This is a genomic window from Methylobacillus sp. MM3 (genome assembly GCF_001645185.1).
GTDB lineage: Bacteria > Pseudomonadota > Gammaproteobacteria > Burkholderiales > Methylophilaceae > MM2.
Map to the genome: position 1 here is coordinate 1 of NZ_LXTQ01000058.1, position 23,569 is coordinate 23,569.

At 54.5% G+C, this 23,569-nt stretch carries 21 protein-coding genes and 1 pseudogene; 3 read left to right on the top strand and 19 right to left on the bottom strand.

Annotated features, from left to right (window positions below; translation table 11 throughout):
- From A7976_RS14030 to A7976_RS14930, 14 genes are all read right to left on the bottom strand, one after another.
- The coding region (locus tag A7976_RS14030) for a glycosyltransferase family 4 protein (RefSeq protein ID WP_165601752.1) at positions 1–740 on the bottom strand (740 nt) is incomplete at its 3' end.
- Positions 741–763: 23 nt separating this feature from the next.
- Positions 764–2,218, bottom strand: coding sequence for a hypothetical protein (locus A7976_RS14035; RefSeq protein WP_067113323.1), 1,455 nt, complete (start codon positions 2,216–2,218; stop codon positions 764–766).
- Between the two features lie 7 nt (positions 2,219–2,225).
- Positions 2,226–3,992, bottom strand: coding sequence for an ABC transporter ATP-binding protein (locus A7976_RS14040; protein ID WP_067113326.1), 1,767 nt, complete (start codon positions 3,990–3,992; stop codon positions 2,226–2,228).
- Positions 3,993–3,996: 4 nt separating this feature from the next.
- Positions 3,997–5,121 (bottom strand): UDP-N-acetylglucosamine 2-epimerase, encoded by a 1,125-nt coding sequence (locus A7976_RS14045; protein WP_067113329.1) that lies wholly within the window; start codon positions 5,119–5,121, stop codon positions 3,997–3,999.
- Positions 5,122–5,131: 10 nt separating this feature from the next.
- Complete coding sequence (locus A7976_RS14050; RefSeq protein WP_067113332.1) at positions 5,132–5,980, bottom strand: glycosyltransferase family 2 protein; 849 nt, start codon at positions 5,978–5,980, stop codon at positions 5,132–5,134.
- 30 nt (positions 5,981–6,010) lie between these two features.
- Positions 6,011–7,978: a hypothetical protein gene (locus tag A7976_RS14055; RefSeq protein WP_067113335.1), complete on the bottom strand. Its 1,968-nt coding sequence runs from the start codon at positions 7,976–7,978 to the stop codon at positions 6,011–6,013.
- A 45-nt stretch (positions 7,979–8,023) separates the two neighbouring features.
- Positions 8,024–8,479, bottom strand: a complete 456-nt coding sequence (locus A7976_RS14060; RefSeq protein WP_067113338.1) for a pilin — start codon at positions 8,477–8,479, stop codon at positions 8,024–8,026.
- Positions 8,480–8,695: 216 nt separating this feature from the next.
- A complete protein-coding gene (locus A7976_RS14065) occupies positions 8,696–9,214 on the bottom strand; it encodes an SRPBCC family protein (protein WP_067113341.1) in 519 nt (172 codons plus the stop codon).
- Between the two features lie 29 nt (positions 9,215–9,243).
- Positions 9,244–9,768 (bottom strand): SRPBCC family protein, encoded by a 525-nt coding sequence (locus A7976_RS14070; RefSeq protein ID WP_067113344.1) that lies wholly within the window; start codon positions 9,766–9,768, stop codon positions 9,244–9,246.
- Positions 9,769–9,830: 62 nt separating this feature from the next.
- Positions 9,831–10,790: a beta-propeller fold lactonase family protein gene (locus A7976_RS14075; protein ID WP_082878172.1), complete on the bottom strand. Its 960-nt coding sequence runs from the start codon at positions 10,788–10,790 to the stop codon at positions 9,831–9,833.
- Positions 10,791–11,138: 348 nt separating this feature from the next.
- Positions 11,139–13,442, bottom strand: coding sequence for a prepilin-type N-terminal cleavage/methylation domain-containing protein (locus A7976_RS14080; RefSeq protein ID WP_067113347.1), 2,304 nt, complete (start codon positions 13,440–13,442; stop codon positions 11,139–11,141).
- Positions 13,443–13,456: 14 nt separating this feature from the next.
- Positions 13,457–15,061 (bottom strand): PilX N-terminal domain-containing pilus assembly protein, encoded by a 1,605-nt coding sequence (locus tag A7976_RS14085; RefSeq protein WP_165601753.1) that lies wholly within the window; start codon positions 15,059–15,061, stop codon positions 13,457–13,459.
- 28 nt (positions 15,062–15,089) lie between these two features.
- A complete protein-coding gene (locus A7976_RS14090) occupies positions 15,090–15,995 on the bottom strand; it encodes a prepilin-type N-terminal cleavage/methylation domain-containing protein (RefSeq protein WP_131801039.1) in 906 nt (301 codons plus the stop codon).
- Positions 15,986–16,528, bottom strand: a complete 543-nt coding sequence (locus tag A7976_RS14930; RefSeq protein WP_165601754.1) for a GspH/FimT family protein — start codon at positions 16,526–16,528, stop codon at positions 15,986–15,988. Before A7976_RS14930 ends, A7976_RS14090 begins: the two co-directional genes overlap by 10 nt.
- A 151-nt stretch (positions 16,529–16,679) precedes the next feature.
- Between A7976_RS14930 and A7976_RS14100 the strand changes: the two genes are divergently transcribed.
- Together A7976_RS14100 and A7976_RS14105 are read left to right on the top strand one after the other, a co-directional pair.
- Positions 16,680–17,120 carry a type IV pilin protein gene (locus A7976_RS14100; RefSeq protein WP_067113356.1) on the top strand — a complete coding sequence of 147 codons (441 nt, stop codon included), beginning with the start codon at positions 16,680–16,682 and terminating at the stop codon, positions 17,118–17,120.
- 81 nt (positions 17,121–17,201) lie between these two features.
- A complete protein-coding gene (locus tag A7976_RS14105; RefSeq protein ID WP_067113358.1) occupies positions 17,202–17,726 on the top strand; it encodes an RNA pyrophosphohydrolase in 525 nt (174 codons plus the stop codon).
- A 52-nt stretch (positions 17,727–17,778) separates the two neighbouring features.
- Here the strand turns inward: A7976_RS14105 and A7976_RS14110 are convergent, their stop codons facing one another.
- From A7976_RS14110 to nadC, 5 genes and pseudogenes are all read right to left on the bottom strand, one after another.
- A complete protein-coding gene (locus A7976_RS14110; protein WP_205633547.1) occupies positions 17,779–18,423 on the bottom strand; it encodes a phosphatidylserine decarboxylase in 645 nt (214 codons plus the stop codon).
- A gap of 83 nt (positions 18,424–18,506) precedes the next feature.
- Positions 18,507–19,547: pseudogene (ilvC, locus tag A7976_RS14115) on the bottom strand (ketol-acid reductoisomerase); the annotation flags it as partial.
- Between the two features lie 73 nt (positions 19,548–19,620).
- Positions 19,621–20,112 carry an acetolactate synthase small subunit gene (gene ilvN, locus A7976_RS14120; RefSeq protein ID WP_067113365.1) on the bottom strand — a complete coding sequence of 164 codons (492 nt, stop codon included), beginning with the start codon at positions 20,110–20,112 and terminating at the stop codon, positions 19,621–19,623.
- Positions 20,112–21,824, bottom strand: a complete 1,713-nt coding sequence (locus A7976_RS14125) for an acetolactate synthase 3 catalytic subunit (RefSeq protein WP_067113368.1) — start codon at positions 21,822–21,824, stop codon at positions 20,112–20,114. Before A7976_RS14125 ends, ilvN begins: the two co-directional genes overlap by 1 nt.
- Before the next feature lie 139 nt (positions 21,825–21,963).
- The gene (gene nadC / locus A7976_RS14130) at positions 21,964–22,800 is read right to left on the bottom strand and encodes a carboxylating nicotinate-nucleotide diphosphorylase (RefSeq protein ID WP_067113371.1); all 837 of its coding nucleotides are present in this window, start codon (positions 22,798–22,800) and stop codon (positions 21,964–21,966) included.
- 102 nt (positions 22,801–22,902) lie between these two features.
- Here nadC and A7976_RS14135 point away from each other — a divergent pair, with 102 nt between their 5' ends.
- Entirely contained in the window at positions 22,903–23,517 is a 615-nt protein-coding gene (locus A7976_RS14135) for a glutathione S-transferase N-terminal domain-containing protein (protein WP_067113373.1), read from the top strand.
- Positions 23,518–23,569: the final 52 nt, after the last annotated feature.

The following is a 23,569-nucleotide window of genomic DNA, read 5'->3' on the forward strand; positions in this document are numbered from 1 at the left end:
GGGGTATTACGCGGTCCCGCCACTACCAGATGCAGGTCTAGGTAGCGTTCCGCGAGCAAGGCGAATGCCCGGTACAGCGTTTCGATGCCCCGGTCTGTAGTCAGCGCACCGGCCGTGCCGATGAGCTTTACACCTGACGGTAGCCCCAGCCTGCGACGGCAATCCTGCTTGTCGCGAATCATGAAGATGCGGTGGTCCACCGCATTGCCCAGGCACAGTGTATTGGCATCGCTCCCACGCAGCGATGCCACCCATTCGCGTAGTGGGTCGCTGACACAGGCCACGCCGTCTACGAGTTTGATTGCTTTGCGGAACATGGTCTGCAGGCCGGGGATGCGGTTGGCACCGTAGGCCTCGAATTGATCGTACAGGTCGGCAATCACCGGCACGTGATGCCTGGAACCCAGCCATCTGGCGTAGATGACATGGAAAGCGTCCGAGCAGGCGACGATGACGTCGGGGCGAAATTCCCGGATATGCAGCAGCATTTCGCGATGGTAGCGCAGCGGGTTCAGCAGGCCGCCGTGGCGCAGGTCGTAGGCGTGCCACGTAACGCCGGTGGGAGTGATTAGGGTGGGTACGACACTGTTTTTTTTCCGGCGGTGGTAAGCCAGGCAGCAGCCCATGACCGTGTGACCGCGAGCGGCGAGTTGCTCAGGCAGTTCGTAGAAACGGCCGTAGCGGTCGTCTAGAAGATCCTTGCCCATGTACTGGCGCTTGCTAAGAAACAGGATACGCATTGGTCTATCGTGCAGTCTGGCGGCTATGTGACGGCGGCGTTTTGGAAACGGCGAATGCGGAACAGCCTGGCCAGACTGCGCAGGATGCGAGTGTCGAACCCGTCATCAAGGTCGACGCCGAGTATCCTGCCACGGTGAAGGTTTTCTGCCTGATAGTAACGGTATGGGATGCCGAAGCTCTCGCTGAAGGCTCCGTACATTAAGGCCCCCTCGATGGGGAAGACGGTAGGGTTCTCGAGGAAGGACCGGATATCCTCTCGGCTGGTCGGGCAGCAACAGACGTCGAGTACGTCGTAAATGGCACGCCCCAGCAGCATCGACGGTTTGCCCCAGTAGGTGGCCTCGACTCCGACGGTGGAGCCATACGTGCATACTGCATGCGCGTGTTCCAGTAAAGCATATGAGTCGATATCCTCGTCCGGGCCGACAACGAGGTTGCCTGGCAGTTGCAGGCTCCGCCAGTATTCCTGCTCTTTCTCGCTCTTTCTTGCGATGTGCGGATGCACGCGCACGCACAACGCATAGCCGGGCATGGCATTCACCGTTTCCGCGAGGGCGCGGATCGCATCTCCCTGGGTAGGAAATGACGGATTGAAATATGTGTCGCCGATCGCGGCGTATTCGTCCTCGGAGGACGAGAAATAGACGATCCATCGCCTTCGGTCATCGCGCAGCTGCGCGGGCAGCCTGCCGCTTGTCTGCGACGAAGTGTACGAATGCCAATCACGCTCGATACGGCCCCTCCGGTGCCTGTAGAAGTCGTGCCCCGCCTGTTGCTTGTCCGGCGACCACGCTTCCCTGATGCATTTCTGAAAGTATTCCGGATTATGTATCTGGCCGGTTGCCAACCAGTAGTGATTCTTGTCGCATCCACGTTCATGTGCAGTCCAGCGTACGCCGCAGCTATCCGCCGCGCGTTGCACGGCACGAGTGGTTGCAAACCTTCCATTGAAAAGCACCACGACTTCAGGCTGCAGGTCGCGGATTGCCTCGATGGTCTTGTCGAACACGAGCAGCGATGCGGCCAGCAGATTCACCAGCAGGCGACGGTGGCGCAACGGTGTAACGTAGGGGTCGCGCAACATGGAGATCGCCGAACTGGCTACACCCCAGCCGATGTCGGGGAATTCCTCCAGACTCAGGCGGGTGACATCTTCCAAAGTGGTGCAACCGGCCAGCATGCGTACCGCCTGCGCGGACCGCCGTCGGCGGTGATCCGCCGATATGCTGCCATCCGGCATCTGGACGCCACGCTTGGCCAGCAGTTTGCGCGCGCGGCCGATGCGCTTTCTGGGCAGGTCGTATAGGGTGTGCACCGGCAGCCGGTCTTCCACCACTGTCAGCCCGCACCGGATGTTCAGATAACGGACCTCCTGTCCGTTATCCTGCGCACAGAGTGCGATTTCCATCGCCGTTTCGATATGCGGCTTCCAGGTGATGGTCTCGACGATGAGCAGGCGCTGGCCGTGGATTTTCATGGGGATGCTAGGCCTCAGGGTGCGGCGTGACACTCGGTATTTCCGTGATCCTTCCGTCCTTGACGTTGTAGACCCGGTCGCAGTATTCGAGCAGCGTTTTGCGGTGGGTAACGAAAATCACCGTATTGTTTCCGCGCAATGCCATGAGCTCGCTCAGTATGCCACGCTCAGTTTCACTGTCTAGTGCCGAGGTCGCCTCGTCCAGGATCAGGACTTCGGGCGAGTGGTAGAGCGCACGTGCGATGCCAATGCGCTGCTTCTGGCCACCGGATATAGCGACCCCGCGCTCGCCCACGAAGGTATTCAGGCCTTCGGGCAGTTCCGCGAGCCAAGTGCGCAGGTGCGCCAACTCCACGGAGCGGCGCACCCTACCCATGTCGACCCGATCCGGAGGGATGCCGAACGCAATGTTCGCAGCGATGCTGTCGTCGGTCAGGTAGGTGGATTGCGCAACATAGCCGATGCCGTCCTGCCATGCTCGCACCTGCTGCTGGATGTTGCGGCCGTCGGCCAGGATGTGGCCCGTGCGCGGGGTGAGCAGACCCAGCAGCAGGTCGAGCAGCGTGCTCTTGCCGCTGCCCGAGCTGCCGATGATGGCGACGAAGCTGCCTTGGGGGATGCTGAAGGTGATGCCGTGAACAATGTCCATGGATGTGTTGGGGTAGCGGAAGGCGACGTCTTCGAAGCGGATTCCGTGCGCTAGCCGTAGCGGTGCGGCCAGCCCAAGTGGGGCGGTTTCGCTGGAGGGTTCGAGGGTTGTCAGTTCCCGGTAAAGGGTGTCCACGGTGGCTTGGCCTAGCCTTAGCTGCTGCATAGCCGAGAACATGCGGTTCACGGAAGGGAACATGCGGAACGCGGCGCCGACGAATATTCCCAGCGTGGGCAGCAGGTCGTCGAGAGTCGCCTGCCGATCGAGTACCCAGACGATGCCGAGTATGCCCGTCACTGCGAACAGTTCCAGCCACACCCGCGGCAATTGGGCGAAGAAATCCTGCATTTTGTAGAAGCGCGAGGCGGCCGCGTCATGCTCGTTGAAGCGTGATGCGAATCGGTCTTCGCGCCCGTACGCCTTGATTTCCTTGATGCCCTGCAGCGCCTGCTGCATGTGAAAGATGCGCCTCATCACGTGGTGCTGGCGCGCCTTGCCCCAGCGTGCCAGGGTTTCGTGCAGGCTGATGTGGGCGAGCAAGGCGGCCAAGCCAAATAGGGCGATCACGATGAGCGTTCCCGCAGGCTGGATCAGGAACAGAACGCCTAGGATCGCCATTGCCACCAGGGTTTCAGACAGCAGGAATACCGTCGGCGCGAGAACCTCGAACGCGAAGGTAATCGTTTCCTGCGAGATGTTGTGAGCGAGTTCAGCCGTGTTTCTCTGCAGATGGAAGGTGTAGGGCTGGCGCAGGTAGGTCTGGAACAGGCGCTGTGAAACATGTGTCCGGCAATCGAATACGAACTTGCTGCGCCAGTAGGAGATCGCCGTGATGAAGATATTCTTGGCGAAAAAGAAGGCGAGCAGCAGGCCGAGTAGCGGCATCAGCAGCTCGCCGCGTGCATCTGGGGCCACGAGCGGACCGAGCAGCGAAGCTGCGGCGGGAAACATCGCGACCAGGCGTTCCGGCGAGAGAGCGGCGAGCACAATCGGAAAGATCAAGCCAATGCCGAATGCCTCCAGTAGCGAGCTGACGAAAAGGGCGAGGCTCAGCCAGCAGAGCTGCCTGCGGTCCGCGGCCGTGAGCAGCGCGGCGAGCTTATGAATGTGTGAAGACGCGCTCATTTCGTTATCGGAGAACTGGCGTGGGGCCCGGACTAGCTTCCATGGTGAGCGTGTCGCATATCACGCGCACGGGAGAACCTTCGTTTTCGATATGCATGCTCGATGTCGACGGTCTTCGCGACGCTTGCTGGATGAATATTCTGAATGCTGCGAGGTCGTAATTGCCGAGCACGATGTTCTTCCCCAGCCCTTCCTGCCGTTCCGTAGCTTTGCGCATTAGGTAGACGGGGATGTCCGTCAGGGAGAGCTCTTCCTGGTTGCTGCCGCCGTCCGTGACCACGAAGCGTGCGGCCATGATGAGCTGGATGAATTCGGCGTAGCCCATGCGCGGGTGCAGTTCTATGCTGGGGTTGCCATGCAGCCGCTCGTATAGACCGGTGTGCTTGAGGCGTTTTTCTGTGGCGGGGTGCAGAACGAATATCAACCTGGACTTCTCCGCGGCGTATTCCAGCATCTCGATGATTTGCAGCAGCCGCTTTTTGCGGAAAATGTTTTCGAAGCGATGTATGGATACCACTCCATAGCTGCCATGGTCTGTGGCAGTTCGGAACTGTTCCATGACTAGCCTGACCGCATCGACAATGGTATTCGTGCCGGTATCGACGCGTTTGCAGCCGTAATTTTGCATGTTATCCATCGCCCACGCACCGGGACAGAAGGCGATGTCGCTCAGGCGGAATACTGCGAGGCGCGTGAGTTCTTCAGGGAATGGGTGCAGGATATTGAACGAGCGCAGCCCGGATTCGATGTGGGCGACTTTCATACCCAGAACTTTGCCAACCAAAGCGCCAGCTAAGGTGGATACCGTATCCCCGTGTACCAGAACGATGCCTTGCTTGCCAGGGAAAAACATCTCTGCGTCATATACCATCCGCCAGACAATCCTGGGCATCCAGATTAGCATTTTGGCTATGCCGCTAATTTCCTGGCCGTCGTAAACATAAGTGGGTTTTGAACGTATGCCAAAATCGCTGAACAGCGTGTCAACGGTGTTCTTGTGCTGTCCGGTCATGACGATGTTGAGCGGTGTGTTCGATTTTTCCAAAATGCGTATCACTGGTGCCATCTTGATGATCTGGGCGCGTGTACCAAGAATGCAATGCAGGCGAGGGTGTTGCATGGGTTGCATAAATCCGCCTTCAGGAGTCCTTGAACATTAGCGCCGTGATCTGCTCCGAGATCAATCCCATCAGAAAGACTAGGGCGGCAGTTGCGAAAAGCAACGCAGACATGTTGGTGAAGCGGTGCATGGTGATAAAGGTATACAGGTAATACCCCATGCCCGTTGCAAAGAATCCCGCACTGATCGGGAAGAACAGCTTGAGCGGGGAATACAGCGTGCAGATCTTGAAGATGATAACCAAGAATCTTACGCCATCCCTGAATATGCGAAGGTGGCTTTTGCCGATGCGTTTCGGGGCATGCACGGCGACATATGTTACCGAATGCCCCGCCCGGAAGAAGCTCATGGTGATGGTGGTAGGATAGGAAAAACCATTCGGTAGCAGGTACAGAAATTGTTTGAATTTGCTCGCACGCACAGCGCGGAAGCCGGATGTCAGATCTTCAACCCTATGCCCCACCATCCAGCTGGCCAGACGATTATATAATCCGTTCGCTGTAGCGCGGTGGAGGCCGGCTTGGGATTGTCGGCTGCGCGCGCCCACCACCATATCGTAGCCTTCGTCAAGTTTTTCCAGTAGACGTGGAATGTCTTCCGGCTGATGCTGACCGTCGGCATCCATGAATATAAGGATGTCGCCACTCGCGGTGCGAGCGCCGGTTTTGATCGCGGCGCCGTTGCCTTTGGAGTATGGTTGCCGCAATACTTTGGTTCCCAATTCGGCCGCAGTTCTTGCTGTAGCATCTCCCGATCCATCATCAACCACCAGGATTTCCGCTTCGGGATATCGGCTCTTCAGTTTTGGCAGGATGAGCGATAAACCGTAATGCTCGTTCTTGGCGGGGATAATGATGCTTAATGTCATTGGAGGTGTTCGACGGCGCTGGGGTCGTGTCTATTTGTGATGGGTGGATTGTATAGCGGATTCTCTGGGTGTTGGTCCCCAGTGCACAGTCGCGCCAAGTTTTAGTGCTTTCAAGGTTTCGGAGTGATAGCCCAGTTTGTCCTGCTCCTCGGCCTTGGCTACCCACTCGCTCCCGCGCTCCGCTTGCCCTATCATGTAGTAAAGGCTGGCGAGTATCACTTGGAATTCCGTATAGGCGGGCGCGGCTTTTATCGCGTTTTCCGCGGATTCTATGCCGATGGCGCAAGTGCCGAAAATATTGCAATGCAGCAAGGCATACGAAATCAGGGCATGTCCGCGATTGTCTCCCTTCAGTCGATTATTGCTGAGGGCGCTCTCGTACAGGCCGACGAGCTGATCCTTCGATACTTTTTTTGGGTAGCCAACTCTGGCTATTTCCAAGATGCCCTTGAAAATGTAATAGCCATTGTTCCCGGGCGGGGATGTGGCCAAGCGGCGAGATAACTCAGCAAGTAGGCTTTTAGGTACAGGTTCATTGCTGATTACATAGGTCTGAATTGCAGCAATAAGCGGCTCGGGCGTAATGTCTACACGGGCGGAAGTTTCATAGTAGTGCTTTGCCCTGCTGAAATAAAAATCCTCATTGGCCGGGTCGTATTGCATGAGTTGGGTCAATGTTCTGCCAGCGTAGAAGTTAGCCCTCGTTGATTCCGGGTGATGCCGCGCTTCGTATTCTGCATATAGCAGCGTGTCGCCGAAGTAGGAGGCCCGTACCGAGGTGGAGAGCGCGCACACTAGCGCAAATCCGATGGCAAACATCGTAGGCGCGTGCTTCAGCTTGCCATGCGGCTCCAAGTGCAGCAGGTAATGGCTGATGGCATAAATGGGACCGAACATCGCAATGTAGTTGCGATGTTCGAACATCAATTCCAAGGAGAAAATGGTGGATTCAAGCAGGTGCGAGCCATAGAACCACAACACCGCGAAGCTGAAGACCGGCCACTTTTTGATGCGTAACAAGGCTAATGCAATTAGGCCGGCGTGGGCCATGACTGCGATCAGTGTGGTGATCGGGTTTAGCAGGCTGGTGGAAATGGGGTAATCGTCGAGAAATAGGCCCATTTTCGTGATGTCGGGTAGCAGTGCCTGCCCCAAGTAGGTCCAGAGTATCCGCGACTCGGTCAGCACCCGTTCTTGCATGCTGTAGTCGCGATTTGAGTATTGCTGAGTCCAATTGGCGGTGCTGAGGTGAGAAGCTAGCCATATTGTCGCGACAGTCATCCCAAGTAGGAGAAGCACCTTCCTCCCCTTCATCCATAACCTTGGCGTACCTTCCGCGTCTCGGAAGATCGTAAACTCGATGATAGCCAAATGTACGGGGAGGAGCAGCGCAGACTCCTTCGAGAATATTGCCAAAGCCCCTGCCAATATGACGCCAGTGAGCATGATCCATGCGTATTTCACATGGTGTGCCAGTCGCGGCCTGCAATATAGGTAAATGGCCAGCGCGATGAACGTGAACAGCCCGGCAAGGCTGGTCATCCGCTGGACCACGTAGAGCACACTGGTGAGATTGTAGGGATGCAGCCCCCAGATCGCCATTGTGCATAGCGCAACAATGGCGGCTTTATGGCTGTTGGAAGAGTGACCGGTGACGCGTCTTTCTATGAAAAGGGCAGCTAGAAAGACAAAAAATGCTGCAGCTATATGAATGAGGACATTCACCAACTTGTAGCTGAAGGGGGCGAGTTCAGAGTAGTGGCGGTTGAGTGCCAGTGTGAACATGGCGACGGGTCGCTTGAGTGGGCCGGCGTTAGAGGAAAGGGATGCATGCCAGAGTTCCGAGATCGATAACGATGATATCTTTAGGGCGCTGTTATCGACAATATGCGGATAATCATCAAAGATAAATCCACCGCTGAGGCCCGGAGCATAGATGGCGAATATTGCTAAGGCTAGGAAGAATACTAACCAGGATATGCCTAACTTGCGTTTCATATGAAATAAAAACCCCGGTTGCCCGGGGTTTTTGGTCAATCGGTATTAACGGCAGCTACCGGGAGTGTATTTCGATGGCAACACAGCAGCAGAGTCGGCAGTGTCCACTGCCTGACATTTCCATGTAACGATACCATTCGTTGTACCCAAGACATCCAGTATCAGCCCATACGATGTGTTGTTTGAGGAGATGCTGGAGGCTAGGGTAATTTCAATTTTCTCGCTGCCGGCTGTGTTAACCCATTTCACCGACCGGGTATAACCCGAAGCGGCAGAATTGAACCCTGCACTGCTGGTATTGGTTGGAAAGCGCGCGTTGGCAGAGAAAAATTCGGCGACCGAAGTCTTCGCTTCTGCACCGCGTGCCAGACCTTCGGAAACCTTTGAGCGTACGATGTAATCTTGATAGGCCGGCAACGCCAGCGCGGCAAGAATGCCAACGATTGCTACCACAATCATCAGTTCGATCAGGGTGAAACCCTGTTGTGCTTTCTTAATCATTTTGTGCCCCTTTGCAAAGTTTAAATAACGTAAATGAAAGGCCTTTCATTTGCGGCAATTCTAATTAGCAAGTTAAATGCCAACCTTAATTATGCTTATTAAGCTACTGAATATTAAAATTATTTATGAAGTTCAATACGGAAATCGGAGGTGGGCTTAGAAATCAAAGCCGCACGAGCGACATAAATTGTCACCCGTGCGCCAAAAAATGGCAAATTACTTGCCTTCGGCAACCTTCTTAAGGTTGGCCAGACCGGATTGGTAGATGCCATCGATTGCCTTCTTGGCCGATTCATCGTCTTCACCAGCCGGAATGGGGGGGTTCAGAACGTACTTGCGATAGTAGCGACCGAACCACTCTACCTTGGTTTCGCCGTTGCCGGCATCCTTGACGGTAATCTTGGAGTTGTAGCCGCTGACTGGCACTACGCCTTCGACGATTTCATACTTGATCTGCATATCGGCATCATCCTTGCCTTTCAGTCTTTCGAGGATCGTGCCGCCGTCTTGCAGGGTCAGGGTGCGGAAGGTTTCACCGCCTTTTTGTTCAATCTTGGTCGATTTGACGGCCGGGTGCCATTTTTCCATTGCGCCGAAGTCGCTTACTAATGCCCATACCTTGGCGGCAGGAGCCTTGATGGTAACGGTCTCAACTGACTTGAGCGGGGTGGGGCCATGCGCGGCGGCAGCGAAAGGCAGCAAAAGTGCGGCCAGAAGGGCTAGGGTTTTTTTCATGCAGATTTCTCCTGGTTAAAAATTGGTAATTACTTGCCGCTTTCCGCGACTTTTTTAAGATTGGCGAGTCCCGGTTGGAACACGCCTTTGACGGCCTTGACGGCGGATTCGTCATCCTGCCCGGCCGGAATGGGTGGGTTGAGTTTGTATTTGCGATAGAAGCGCGCCATCCATTCAACCGTGGATTCGTTGGCATTCGCACCAGGCTTGACTGTGATAGTTGCGTAGTAATCGCTGACCGGCAGCACGCCTTGGACGATTTCATATTTCAAGCGCATGCTGGCATCGTTTTTGTCCTTGAGGCGTTCGTAGATTGTCCCGCCGTCCTTGAGCGTCAGGGTGCGGAAGGTATCGGCGCCCTTCTTTTCGACTTTGCTGGCCTTCACCGCCGGATGCCATTTCGGCATGCCATTGAAGTCACTCAGCAATGCCCAAACCTTCGCCGGAGGCGCCTTGATGGTGATGGTTTCCGTTACTTTCTGTGGACTGGGGCCATGGGCGGAGGCGGCGAAAGGCAATAGCAAAGCGAAGAGGATAGGGACCAGCTTTTTCATGCATAAACTCCTTAATCAGGAAGGGCAACTCAAAATTGTAACGTTTTATGCGGTAGTTTGGCTTACCGATTTTCGAGAATAAATGGTCCGAATGCACGGCTTTCCTTGCCGGTAGGAATATGGGCCACTACCTTGTTGGTCGCAGCATCCACAACGGTCACTTCGTTCTCCATCCAACTCGCAACGTAGACTTGGTTGCGTTCTGCGGAATATCCCACACCTTCGGGCGTGGCGCCGACATCCATGGTGGCAATCGTCCTGAAATTGGCCGTATCGATTACCGACAGGGTATCCGCTTGAGTATTGCTGACATAGAGGCGGCTGCCATCGGCATTTAGCGCTGCGCAGTAGGGGTGATCGCCGACCGGTATCGTGGCAACCACTTTGCGACTCGCGGTATCGATGACCGATACATTATTCGACCAAACATTGACTGAGTAGAGGCGTGTGCCATCCGGCGAGAGTGCAATGCCGAATGGGTGCGTGCCGACCGGAATGCGGCTGAGTATCGCGCCTGTAGAGGTATCTATAAACGCGACATCGTTGCTGTCACGATTAGCGACATAAAGGACTTTTTCATCCCTGGAAAGCATCAGCCCGGCTGGTGCCTTGCTGATTTCAATTGCTCGTAGTTGCTTTCCGGAAATAGCATCGATCACCAGAATGCGGTTGCTAAACCAGTCCGCAACATAGAACGTCGATCCATCGGCTTTCGTGGTAATGCCCACCGGACTGACGCCAGCGGGAATTTGCGTAAGGACCTTGTTCGTCTCAGTGTCGATAACGCTTACGTTGCCGCTTTCTACATTCGTAATGAATACGCGTCTTGCCTGTGGGGAAACTGCAACACCTACCGGTTTTGTGCCGACCGGAATCTGGGCAATGATTTTGCTGGACTCCAGGTCGACTACAGAAACCGTATCGTTGCCTTGGTTTGTGATGTAGGCAAGCGCCGGTGCGCCGACAGCTGGCGCGACCAGACTGAAAAAGAAGAATGTGATTAGGAGGATGCTGGAGGACATTGTAAAAAGGAACCCGGAAGATATGTCTTCAACGCAGTAGAGCTGGTAATAGTTGACGACCAGTTCCAGAACAATCCTTGTAGATTATACGACAGCTGGGTTCATGGATTAAGAAGGACATGTCCGTGCCATTTCTTGTGCGATCAACACTTGACGACTACGATTGAAAAATCTTATCGAATCGTTGCTTGAGCACTTCCTTTTGTAGATAGGCTTGATGCTATATCGATTCGACAGCCGTCCTTGACTTAATGGTGTCAGCCGGAGCTTCGACAGGTTATGACTTGTCGAAGCGAACTCAAGCTAAACCAGCCGCATTGATTATCACGGCCTGACATTCAAGGCGACTCAGTTCGACTCGCAGGCGCCACTGTCCCCTTGAATTTGCATGTTGAAGGTAGTGTTCCCGTTCGGCGTCAAGCCGCTAAATACAACCTGTGTGTATTCACCTTGTGAGCCGCCAGTATTGAAGTAGTTGGTGCTGGTGCACGATGCGCCGCTACACACAACGCTGTCCGCATTCCAGGAAAAGCTGGTATGCGTAGTGCTGCCAAAATCTGCACAGTTGTCTTTGCTGGCGGTGGAGTAATGCCAGAAGTAAAGCTGGAGGCTGGTTGCCCCAGTCAGCAATGCACCGCAAGCGCTTGTATCGTATGCACCAGTCGAGCTTGGTGTTGTAGTACAGAGATTGTTACCGCTTTCGTCCTTGACTGTAATGTAAACGTCATTGGGATTGAGGCCGCGATTATTTGCGACGGTAATGGTTCCTTGTACTTTGGTCGCATTAACTGCATTGCAAGGATTTGAAGCAGCTGAAGTTCCATAGGTAACAGGCAGGCAATCCGATATTGGGTTTGAGGTACTTGAACTGTCATCGGGATCTATGGCTTCGGTAACGGTCAACCCTGAGTTGCTGGTGCTGATGCTGGCGGTAATGCCAGCCCGTGTATTGGCGGTGACGCCGGTGATTTTTCCGCGCGAGAACGTCGATTCCGTCGAGTTCAGCAATGCATCACTGGTCACGGTAATATTGGTTCCGTTGCTGCTAGTCCACGTAGCGAGTTTTGTGAGATTTACATCATGGAATGGAATGAGGTAGAGATATTCTTCCTTTTCGGTGATTTCGTAACCGCTGCATGACGAATGCGTACCGCCGGTCAATAACGCATTGGCAGGATCCATCTTGCAACGGATGATGTTGATCTGGTCACGATCCATGTAGTCGATATAGATGCCTCGCACGGTCAGGTTTTCCGGAGAGGCGAGCATGGTCCATGATGACGGCAAGGCAGCCAGGGCCGTGGCAACGCCTGAAATCGTAGCATCTCCGACGATGGTGCGGCTGGTGTTGGATGTTAGCAGGGTAGCCCTGTCCGGCATGGTGCCGGGATAAGCATCGGTCAATGACATTACAAATTGTGTGACGAATGCCGATATGTAATTGGTGTACGTTGTGGTATTGCTAGGATTGTCGGGGTCGTTAAAATAATTCGGCGGCAGGATTTGCAGGCTTTCCAGGCGCCAGTCTTCCAATACCCGTAGCCGGCCATCCACCCATGCCATGCGACATGCTTCTGCATAGAGATCATTGGTCGTATTCGCCGTTGTCGCGGTATTACTTGCTGGCGCATAGTGGTTATGATCGCTACGAATTGAAGCATTAATATCCGAGCTTGGCCGGAAAGGGTCGAATTTTCGTACTTGGGTAGAATCCTCGTGGTGATCTCGACAACAAACATTGCAGATCAAGGGCTGATCGTTGAAATCCCCGGTTGTTTTTCTTTCCCCTCGACGTTTGCTGGTGTTGACGCTGCCTGCAATGAATTTATTGGAGCTGCTGGATAGCACTGTCGGCTCAAGGCCGAAGGGAGAGTCGGTCGTGTTGGCCGGGGCACCCAGCTGATTGCAGTAGCAATTCACGGTCACAAATTCATTTTCGCCGATCAGCTGGTTGGAGGTGTTGAAGTAGTTTTCCTTGAAGCTGGTAATAGTATTCGAGGTGGTGTCGTTGTTGCCGCGGTTGGTATCGGGGACGGGCTGGCTAACGCGCTTTAGTACGGAACCCAAGTCATGGGAGATGTCGTCATTAGCATCGGAGTAAGCCGGGTTCTTGATTTTTTGAGGCCCGCCGGTGAGATCGGGCTGCAATGCGCCAGTAGCGGCATAAGAGTCCGAAGGTGCAATGATGGATTGGAGGGCAACATTCTGTGTAGTGCCTTCCCTATCGGTCCAGAAAACCGTCACTTCGATCAGTTTCGCATCAGGAGAAGTTTTGGGGGTGGCACAATTGGAACTTGTAGGCACGCCGTTATCGTTGCAATAGTAGAGCGAATATATATACCAGTTACGATTGAATGTGACCGTATCCGTAGGCAAAGTGTCTCCTGCGTTTCCGGCAGTGCTGCTGTTGATCGAATCGAAATCAAAACTACTGTCGGTGCCGATAAGACCATACGAACGAAGGTCATCAATTTTCGCCTGCGCTAGGCTGGTGGCAATGCCTCTTACTTTAGCCTGATCTGCACTTTTGATGATGGCAGCATGCAGCCCGCCCAAGGATAGTAGCGCGACAGACAGAATAACTACCGTAATGAGGACCTCAAGAAGGGCGAACCCTTTTTGTAAGGCCGGGATTGGGCTATAAGCGCGCATGGTTATATTCCTCATCAATAGTCTCTCCAGCTACCGGGAAGGCGAGCGTAACCTTTGCCGCCGGTTGTGTCGCTCAACGCTTCGAACAGATTTGGAATGTAGCGCTGTTTGTAGGTCCCGCTGCTCATGTTGATATTGGTATTGGAAATAAGTGCTCCATAGAAAGTAGGAGAACCATTGAGACTGACGTCAAGCGTTGCATGGGTGGGGCTGAATGCAAAAAATACTCCCCAGATGTATATATTCGATCGAATTTCGACATTGCCTTCCACAACGATAAGGACAGGCTTGCTGGGGGAGCCGATATCGCCATCGGAAGCCGTGCGCAGACATTCGCCTTCGATCCAGTAGAGACCTTCGGACGCTGTGCTGAGGGAAGAGCAATCAGCATGTAAATGTCCTGCACGGGCGGCAGCCTGCTTAATGGTTTCATAGCGCTCTTCCGGTACACCGAAGATCATCATAAATACATCGTCCGGGAAGGCTGTATCCAGCCAACGGCCAGAATCGCTGTCCTGGTCGAGTATATCGTCTTCCTCCGTAGAGCTTGGCGTGCTGATGGCCCCATTCGCGGCAGAGCTGGGGCAGGTGCAGTTTCTGCACAAATAGAGCGACTCCCCGTTATCGTAATAATTCTGGATGATATGTACTTGCGTATTACTGGGAACATACGCATCGACACTCGCATGGGTAGTGCTGGTGCCGGTTGCACTTGTCAGAAACCCATTGACACCAGGTTCGCCTTCGAAGCAGGTGGCTGAGGATGAGCCGACAGTGACGTTGCCTTCGGCCCAAACAGCTAGTTTGTTGGAGCCTACCGTGTCTGGGGAACTTATGCCGATATCCGGGTTGACGACAATATTGAAATTACCGCTGCCCGTTACATTGCCTGCAGCCACTAATGGGGCTGGGAAGGAGCTTGGATCGGAGCCGGATTCATAAAAAAACACCGATTCTGTCACATAGCTTTTGCCCGATTCATCGCCGGATTCACCGCCAGCCACAATCGTCATGATCGGGTAATCATTAGGTTGCGCAGGGGTGTCGTCGCAACTATTGTCATTGTTAGCATTCCGGCACCGGGTCATTAGATGCACATAGAGTTGCTTGCCGCTAGCGGCAGAAAATTTCGTGGTGTCTGAATCGCACAGGCCGTTGGGAATGTTGTCTACGCCATTAGCGCTATTGTCATCACTATCCTTGTCCACGCACGATGTATCCAAGGAAATGACCGGGACGTTTTTAACTATCATCCAAAGGCCCGGGGTGGTTTCATCGGCGCATGGCAATTCATCCGCTAATGGGTCGGATGCCGAGCATACTTCCCACTTTACCGCGCTGGCGGCATTCAACCAGCCATTCGTGCCGGTCGATACAACGTGAGTCTGATTATATTCAATGAAGCGAATCGCTTGCTGGGATAACGCTTCGGCCGCAGCGAAGGATTCTTCCGCCCGTTGTTTATTGGCTGAAGTCCGGGTTTCAAGTACTCCCACTTGTGCCGCAAAAACTGTAACCAGTGTCAGCAGTACCAGCAAAATGAGCGCAACGGGCAGCGTCACGGCTCCTTGCTGCCATTTAGCGCTCGTCATTCTTGTCGAAAAGATTTGGGTCGCCATGTCGAATCTCGCTTCATCATGAGTCAGCTTACAGAACGGGGTCATTTCTCACGCGTACAACGTCCTCAACTGTTCGCGAGTATTCCGGATGTGCTTGTAGTCGACCGGAAATACTGATCTTGTATTCAAGTACGCTGGCACCTATCGGGGTCAGGCGGGTGATAAGGAAGCTCGTAATATCGACAGTGGCTTCATCCGTCACGTTGGCCCAGATGCCATCATTACAGGCGACGGTCCCCGATTGCCAAGTTTCAACCGCCTGTTCGGTATTGTCATAACGGTAGCCGTAGTTTTCATTGCTATCGGCTACGTTGTCCTTATCTTTGTCGTAACCAAAAATCATGCAGGTATAGGTAGTGTCTATCGCATTGGCGGCATCGGTGACAATATCCTTGGTGGTGAAAGCATTTTCGAAAATCCAACTTGACGCACCTACGGTGGTTGAAGGGAATGCGGTCGCAGATGCATCACCGGGACAGGCAGTATTGTTGCCCGTGAGCTGGGTGTTGGAATTCCGATTGGTTACAGTGATGCAGGAATTGGTAATGTCGCCGGTAATAATATCCAGCGAAGCGGTTTTAATGACCACGCCAGCAACTACCCAATCGTCAAATTGTGCGGCAGGGCTTGTTGTGATTGTGATGCCGGTTCCCGATGCTGCACTCAGGGTCAATCCATGGGAGGTAGAAAATGTGATGGCATCGGAAGCGTCGTTCAACCCTCCGGCGCGTCGCAAATCACGAATAATCAAATGCAGCGTGCCACGGAGCTCTTGATTCAACTGGGTCGATCGTAATGTTTCGGTGTTGGTTTTGATAGAGGATGAAATAATATAGACGAGCCCACTGAGCACAAAAATACCCAACGTGATAGCGACCATTAGCTCGATTAAGGTTAGGCCGGACTGACTACTTTTAATCCTGATTATGGGCATGGCGATGAGTATCCCGGAACGTTAGCCGTGCCAGAAGGAGAGCAAATTCGGGCTCTTCCCAACCCGGACATGACTACTCTGGTTTGTTTTCCCTGTGCGGAGACGATTTGAACATTACCCGAATTGACCGTGCCACGAACATTGTCGAAGCTAAAGTTCGCCGAAGGTGTTACAACGGTACCTGGATAATCACTTGATCCAGGTACCACTTTTTTGATGCCGTCGATCTGACAAAGCGGTACATCATCACTGCAATCGCAATCCGCGTTTTCAATCAAACCATAGCACCAAGTAGCACCGCCATTGCTGGTGGTGAAATTGACCCGTACCGGCACATTTCGCTTGATAGCTTCCGACTTTGCGAATTGCATGCCCGAATAAATGGTTTCGGTTGCACCTTTGAGCCGGTTTCTGTCAATTATGTCCCGAAATGCCGGTATCGCTAAAGCCAACAGAATAGCGGCAATGACAATTACGATCATCAGCTCGATGAGCGTGAATCCTAAGTTTGAATTTTTGGCAGATATTCGCATGACTCTGTTCCTCAGTTGCATTATATTGCTGGCTTAAGTCACGAATAGTACCGCTTGTCGCAGGGTATTTACCGTTTGTCCGCAATATTGGCCGGGTTAAACGCAAGGTTTCGGGAAAACGATATGCTTCCAAAAAACGGAGGAAAGAATTATGAAAACAAAGTTTAGCGGATTCACGTTGATCGAATTGATGATTGTCATCGTGATTGTTGGCGTATTGGCAACAATTGCCTTGCCGGCCTATCAGGATTCCGTCCGAAAGAGTCGTCGGACCGAGGCATTGTCTACGATGCTCGACTTACAACTGAGGCAAGAAAAATGGCGCGCGAACAATTCCACTTATGGAACGGAAGCTAACATTTGGACTTCCCCGCCGAATCTCGATACAAATTACTACGATTTCACTATTACGCCATCCACGGTTGGCGGCACGGCTTGGTACTATATTACTGCGAGTGCCTTGTCTAGCCAGCAGCAGGACAAGCAATACGGCGTTTCATGTACAACGCTGACCCTTAATCCAATGTACAAGGATGTCACACCTGCGAACCCTGATCCGGATAAATATCCTGCGGAATGCTGGCGCAAATAACGGCAAGTTTAGGAAGCCCAAGCTTTCCGTATAGTGGGAAATGTGAAAAAATAGAAGCATTCAATTAGGGTTTCTAATGCCATGATAGACCGTGACGGATATCGGCCTAACGTGGGCATCATCATCTGTAATGCCCACAACAAGGTTTTTTGGGGCAAGCGCATCCGCGAGCATTCTTGGCAATTCCCGCAAGGCGGCATCAAACATGGGGAGACGCCGGAGCAGGCGATGTATCGCGAGTTGACGGAAGAGGTGGGCTTGCTGCCTCAGCATGTGCGCATATTAGGGCGTACACGTGACTGGCTGCGTTATGACGTGCCTTCCCATTGGGTCAAGCGCGAGTGGCGTGGGAGTTACAAAGGGCAGAAGCAGATCTGGTTTTTGCTGCGACTGGTCGGGCGTGATACGGATGTTTCGTTGCGTGCGAGTTCGCATCCGGAGTTCGATGCCTGGCGGTGGAGTGATTACTGGGTGCCGCTGGAAGGGGTGATCGAGTTCAAGCGCGAGGTTTACAAGCAAGCGCTCAATGAGTTGGTCACGCATCTCGGTGCCGATAAGGGCCCGCATTCCGGCAAGTCGTCCGAAGAGTTGCTGCGCGCTTCCTGAATAACCGGATACGGTGATTACCGTATCCGGTTTTCTATTTGAAAATCCGTATTCAAATTTCCGCGAGTATTGTTTCGCCGGCGCTGACTTTTTCGCCCAAGGTCACTTTGGGAGTCGCTGTTGTCGGCAAATAGACGTCGACGCGCGAGCCGAAGCGGATGAATCCGTAGCGTTGGCCTTTCGATAAGGCGCTTCCGGCATCAACGTAGCATAGAATGCGGCGGGCGATCAGCCCGGCAATCTGCACGCAAGTCACATCCTGTCCATCCGTCGTCTTGATCCACAGCGCGTTTCGCTCGTTTTCCAGGGATGCCTTGTCCAGCGCGGCATTGAAGAACTTGCCTTCGTGGTACCAGCGCTTTTCTACTGTGCCGTTGACTGGACTGCGGTTGGAGTGGACGTTGAATACATTCATGAACACGCTGATCTTGAGCGTATCGCGTTGCAGGTATTCATCGTAAGCTTTGCCGACAGCAACGATGCGGCCATCTGCCGGAGAAATGACGGCGTTTGCCTGATCCGGCAACTGGCGTGGCGGGTCGCGGAAGAATTGCAGGATGAATAAGGTAATTACCCACAGCGGGATCGACCAGTAGGCGCACCAGAAAGTCGCGGCGATGGAAATCGCAAAAGCGGCGGCAAGAAAAGGCCAGCCTTCGCGGGCGATGATGGGGTGGGGATAGTTGTTGCTCAAAATGGGTCCTTAATCAATGCGGTCGCTAGAAACAAAAACGGGGCAGGGCATGAAGACTGCCGCGCCCCGTTTTATTCAGGAAAAACTTAGTTCTTGCTTTGGTCGACCAGCTTGTTCTTGGCAATCCACGGCATCATTCCGCGCAATTGGCCGCCGACCTGTTCGATCGGATGGGCTGCGTTCAGACGGCGACGTGCGGTCATTTCCGGATAGTTGGTCTTGCCTTCCAGAATGAACATCTTTGCGTATTCGCCGCTCTGGATGCGTTTCAGAGCCTGGCGCATCGCGTAGCGCGATTCTTCGTTGATAACTTCGGGGCCGGTCACGTACTCGCCATATTCCGCGTTATTGGAGATGGAGTAGTTCATGTTGGCGATGCCGCCTTCGTACATCAGGTCGACGATCAGCTTCAGTTCGTGCAGGCATTCGAAGTAGGCCATTTCAGGTGCATAGCCGGCTTCAACCAGCGTTTCAAAGCCAGCCTTGACCAGTTCCACGGCGCCGCCGCACAGTACGGCTTGTTCGCCGAACAGGTCGGTTTCAGTTTCTTCACGGAAGTTGGTTTCGATCACGCCGCCCTTGGTGCCGCCGTTGGCCGCTGCGTAGGAGAGCGCGATATCCTTGGCCTTGCCGGATGCATCCTGGTACACGGCGATCAGGGAAGGAACGCCGCCACCCTTGAGGTATTCGGAACGCACGGTATGGCCGGGGCCCTTGGGGGCAACCATGATCACGTCGACGTTGGCCGGCGGTACGATCTGGTTGTAGTGAATATTGAAACCGTGAGCGAATGCCAGGGCGGCACCGGCCTTCAGGTTCTTTTCGATGTCGGCGTGGTAGACCTGCGGCATGGTTTCGTCCGGCAGCAGGATCATGACGACGTCGGCGCTCTTCACCGCGTCGTCGATTTCGACAACCTTGTGACCTGCGGTCTCGGCCTTGGCCCAGGAAGCGCCGCCCTTGCGCAACGCAACGGTGACGTTGACGCCGGAGTCCTTCAGGTTTTGTGCGTGTGCGTGGCCTTGGGAGCCGTAGCCGACGATGGTGACTTGCTTGCCCTTGATCAAGGACAGGTCGGCATCTTTATCGTAATAGACTTTCATTTTTTCCCTTTCAACTAAATTCTTTTGTGCTGAATGGCTGCGAAAGGCATCTGCTGCGTTGCTCCGTGCTCGCTTCTTCGCGCATTCAGCGTGGTGTTTAAACTTTCAGAATGCGGTCGCCGCGCCCGATGCCCGAGGCGCCGGTGCGTACCGTTTCCAGGATGGCGGTTTTATCGATGGCTTCGAGGAAGGCATCCAGCTTGGAGCCGGAGCCGGTCAGCTCGATGGTATAGCTGCCGTCGGCCACATCGATGATGCGACCGCGGAAGATATCGCTCATGCGCTTCATTTCCTCGCGGAAGATGCCGGTTGCCTTGACTTTGACCAGCATCAGTTCGCGCTCGATATGGCGGCCGTCGCTGAGGTCCAGCACCTTGACTACATCGATCAGCTTGTTGAGTTGCTTGATGATCTGCTCGATGACTTCGTCGGAACCGGAGGTGACGATGGTCATGCGCGACAGGGTTTCGTCCTCAGTCGGCGCGACAGTCAGCGATTCGATGTTGTAGGCACGCGCCGAGAACAGGCCCGCCACGCGGGAGAGCGCGCCGGCTTCGTTTTCCATCAGGAGGGAGACGATATGACGCATTACAGGTCCTCCGCCAGGATAATTTCAGACAGGCCTTTGCCGTTCGGCACCATCGGGAACACGTTTTCCTTCTGGTCCGTGATGAAGTCCATAAATACGAAGCGTTCCTTGTTGCTGGGGCCGAATGCTTCCTTCAGCGCGCTTTCAACGTCGCCCGGCTTTTCGATACGCATGCCGACATGACCGTAGGATTCCGCCAGCTTGACGAAGTCAGGCAGCGCATCCACGTAGGATTCCGAATAGCGGTTCTCGTAGAAGAACTCCTGCCACTGACGCACCATGCCGAGGTAACGGTTGTTGAGCAGGATGACCTTGATCGGCAGATGAAACTGCTTGCAGGTGGAGAGCTCCTGGATATTCATCTGGATGCTGCCTTCGCCCGTGATGCAGGCAACTTGCGCGTCCGGGAACGCGAACTGCGCGCCCATTGCGTAAGGCAGGCCGACACCCATCGTGCCGAGGCCGCCGGAGTTCAGCCAGCGGCGCGGCTTGTCGAATTTGTAGTATTGCGCCGCCCACATCTGGTGTTGGCCGACATCGGAGGTCACGAAGGCATCGCCCTTGGTGGCTTCCCACAGCTTTTCGATCACATACTGCGGCTTGATGATGTCGCTCGAGGTCGCGTACTTCAGGCAGTTTTTACCGCGCCAGTCTTCGATTTTCTGCCACCATGCCTTGAGCGGCTCGGCGTTGTGCGGCTTTTCGGTTTCGTCCAGCAATTGCAGCATGTCCGCCAGCACCGACTTGACGTCGCCGACGATGGGCACATCCACCTTCACGCGCTTGGAAATCGAGGATGGGTCCACGTCGATGTGGATAATCGTGCGCGGGTTCTGGAAGAAGTGCGCCGGGTTGCCGATCACGCGGTCGTCGAAACGAGCGCCAACGGCGAGCAGCACATCGCATTCCTGCATGGCCATGTTGGCCTCCAGCGTGCCGTGCATGCCCAGCATGCCAACGAATTGCTTGTCGGTTGCAGGGTATCCGCCCAAGCCCATCAGGGTATTGGTGATCGGGAAACCGAGTTGGCGCACCAGTTTGGTCAGCGGTTCTGCGGCATCGCCCAGAACCACACCGCCGCCGGCGTAGATCATCGGTCGCTTGGCTTCCAGCAGGAGCTTGAGCGCTTTCTTGATCTGTCCGGAATGACCCTTGAGTACCGGGTTGTACGAACGCATCTGCACGGATTCGGGATAAACGAATTCGCCGACATGGGCGGTCACATCCTTGGGGATGTCCACGACTACCGGGCCGGGCCGGCCGCTGGCGGCGATGTAGAACGCCTTTTTGATCGTGCTCGCGAGCTCGTCGATGTTTCTCACAAGGAAGTTGTGCTTCACGCAGGGGCGGGTGATGCCCACCATGTCGACTTCCTGGAAGGCGTCCATGCCAATGGCCGGCGTCGGCACCTGGCCGGAGAGGACTACCATGGGGATCGAATCCATGTACGCCGTCGCAATGCCTGTGACGGCATTGGTTGCGCCCGGGCCGGATGTGACCAGCGCGACGCCGACCTCGCCGGTGGCGCGCGCATAGGCGTCGGCTGCATGAACCGCTGCCTGCTCATGGCGCACCAGGACGTGCTTGAATTTGTCCTGTTTGAAAATCTCGTCGTAAATGTTAAGAACCGCTCCGCCAGGGTAGCCAAAAAGGAACTTGACGTTCTCTTCCTGCAGGCAGCGGATGACGATTTCAGCGCCGGTCAATTGCATAAATTCAATCAGTTGTGGAAATTGTTGCGAAACCTAGAACAGTAGCGTTTCGCGGTGGATTGGTCAAGGCTATTTGTATGATGCTGTGACGGAGGCGTTTGACGGAGGTGCCGGAAGTGCGATATGCAGTTTTCCTTGGTCATGGTGTGGTCTCGATACGCATTGAAAGATCTACCGCCCTCACATGCTTGGTCAGGCTGCCGACGGAGATGCGCTGCACACCGGTTTCGGCGATTTCGCGGATATTGGTAAGCGTAATGTTGCCCGATGCTTCAAGTTCGGCGCGGCCGCTGTTGATGGCGACTGCGGTACGCATCTGGTCGGGAGTGAAGTTATCCAGCAGGATCAATCTGGCGCCTGCATCAAGCGCAGTTTGCAACTCTTCCATGGATTCGACTTCAATCTGGATGGGTACATCCGCGGTCGCCTGGGCTGCTTTCAATGCCGGGGTAATGCCGCCGGCCGCGGCGATGTGGTTTTCCTTGATAAGGATGCCGTCGTAGAGGCCGATACGCTGGTTTTTTCCGCCACCCACCGTGACGGCGTATTTCTGGGCGAGGCGCAGGCCGGGCAGGGTCTTGCGGGTATCCATCACCGAGGCGGCAGTGCCGGCAATTGCGTCAGCGTATATCCGGGTGACGGTCGCGACGCCTGATAATGCCTGCAGGAAATTGAGTGCGCAGCGTTCTGCAGTCAGCAAGGCCCTGGCATTGCCGTGAATTTCGCACAGGAGCTGGTTGGGTCGGATACGCTCGCCTTCATGCGCATGCCAGACGATGCTGATGCCGCTATCCACGAGACGAAAGCAAGCCTCGAACCATGCGCTGCCGCAAAGAACTGCATCTTCGCGGCTGATGATCCTGGCGGTTGCAGTCTGGCCGGCGGGAATCAGTTGTGCCGTGACGTCGCCTGAGCCGATATCTTCCTCCAATGCGAGGCGCACTTGACGTTCGATTTCAGCAATGGGAGGCAGCATGGGCATTTCCAGACGAGACCATTATTCGGGATTGGCACGCATGTGTGCATGCATGTTATTGCATTATAATGCCTTTCCACTTCTTGTTTTTACATAGGCAGAATGAAGCTTTTTATTACTCCTACCAGCCCATATGCCCGCAAGGTCCGTGTGGTACTTGCTGAAAAACATATCGAATGCGAACTGGTGACAGTGCCTTCACTGGCTGCTCCCGATTCACCCGTGCCCGCCTATAACCCGCTGGGCAAGGTGCCTACGCTGGTGCTTGACGACGGCACCAGCTACTACGATTCCGTGGTGATTGTCGATTATCTGGATCACAAGACACCGGTCGCGCGGCTGATTCCGCAGGACAATAGTCATCGTGCCTTGGTACGTCGCTGGGAAGCACTGGCGGACGGGGTGTGCGATGCTGCCGTGGCCGCGGTGATGGAAAAGCGACGTCCGCCCGAGAAGCAGGATGAGAGCATTATTGAACGCCAGATACTGAAAGTGACACGCGGTCTGCGCGTGATGTCCGAGGACATGGGCGAGGAAAAATGGACTGCCGGCGACCGTTTTACGCTGGCGGATATTGCCACGGGCTGCGTGCTGGGATATCTCGATCTGCGTATGCCGGAACTCGGCTGGCGTGAGCAGTACCCGAATCTTGCGCAACTCTATGAGCAAATGATGGCGCGCCCTTCATTCAGGGATAGTGCCCCGCCAGCTGCATAATTGACATCTTGCTGAGGCGACTTGCGTCGATCAGGCTGCCCGTTAGTTCGCG

Coding starts and splice junctions, on each gene's coding strand:
- A7976_RS14035 (WP_067113323.1), bottom strand. CDS start 2,218: ATGAAAATCCACGGCCAGCGCCTGCTCATCGTCGAGACCATCACCTGG.
- A7976_RS14040 (WP_067113326.1), bottom strand. CDS start 3,992: ATGAGCGCGTCTTCACACATTCATAAGCTCGCCGCGCTGCTCACGGCC.
- A7976_RS14045 (WP_067113329.1), bottom strand. CDS start 5,121: ATGCAACCCATGCAACACCCTCGCCTGCATTGCATTCTTGGTACACGC.
- A7976_RS14050 (WP_067113332.1), bottom strand. CDS start 5,980: ATGACATTAAGCATCATTATCCCCGCCAAGAACGAGCATTACGGTTTA.
- A7976_RS14055 (WP_067113335.1), bottom strand. CDS start 7,978: ATGAAACGCAAGTTAGGCATATCCTGGTTAGTATTCTTCCTAGCCTTA.
- A7976_RS14060 (WP_067113338.1), bottom strand. CDS start 8,479: ATGATTAAGAAAGCACAACAGGGTTTCACCCTGATCGAACTGATGATT.
- A7976_RS14065 (WP_067113341.1), bottom strand. CDS start 9,214: ATGAAAAAAACCCTAGCCCTTCTGGCCGCACTTTTGCTGCCTTTCGCT.
- A7976_RS14070 (WP_067113344.1), bottom strand. CDS start 9,768: ATGAAAAAGCTGGTCCCTATCCTCTTCGCTTTGCTATTGCCTTTCGCC.
- A7976_RS14075 (WP_082878172.1), bottom strand. CDS start 10,790: ATGTCCTCCAGCATCCTCCTAATCACATTCTTCTTTTTCAGTCTGGTC.
- A7976_RS14080 (WP_067113347.1), bottom strand. CDS start 13,442: ATGCGCGCTTATAGCCCAATCCCGGCCTTACAAAAAGGGTTCGCCCTT.
- A7976_RS14085 (WP_165601753.1), bottom strand. CDS start 15,061: ATGGCGACCCAAATCTTTTCGACAAGAATGACGAGCGCTAAATGGCAG.
- A7976_RS14090 (WP_131801039.1), bottom strand. CDS start 15,995: ATGCCCATAATCAGGATTAAAAGTAGTCAGTCCGGCCTAACCTTAATC.
- A7976_RS14930 (WP_165601754.1), bottom strand. CDS start 16,528: ATGCGAATATCTGCCAAAAATTCAAACTTAGGATTCACGCTCATCGAG.
- A7976_RS14100 (WP_067113356.1), top strand. CDS start 16,680: ATGAAAACAAAGTTTAGCGGATTCACGTTGATCGAATTGATGATTGTC.
- A7976_RS14105 (WP_067113358.1), top strand. CDS start 17,202: ATGATAGACCGTGACGGATATCGGCCTAACGTGGGCATCATCATCTGT.
- ilvN (WP_067113365.1), bottom strand. CDS start 20,112: ATGCGTCATATCGTCTCCCTCCTGATGGAAAACGAAGCCGGCGCGCTC.
- A7976_RS14125 (WP_067113368.1), bottom strand. CDS start 21,824: ATGCAATTGACCGGCGCTGAAATCGTCATCCGCTGCCTGCAGGAAGAG.
- nadC (WP_067113371.1), bottom strand. CDS start 22,800: ATGCTGCCTCCCATTGCTGAAATCGAACGTCAAGTGCGCCTCGCATTG.
- A7976_RS14135 (WP_067113373.1), top strand. CDS start 22,903: ATGAAGCTTTTTATTACTCCTACCAGCCCATATGCCCGCAAGGTCCGT.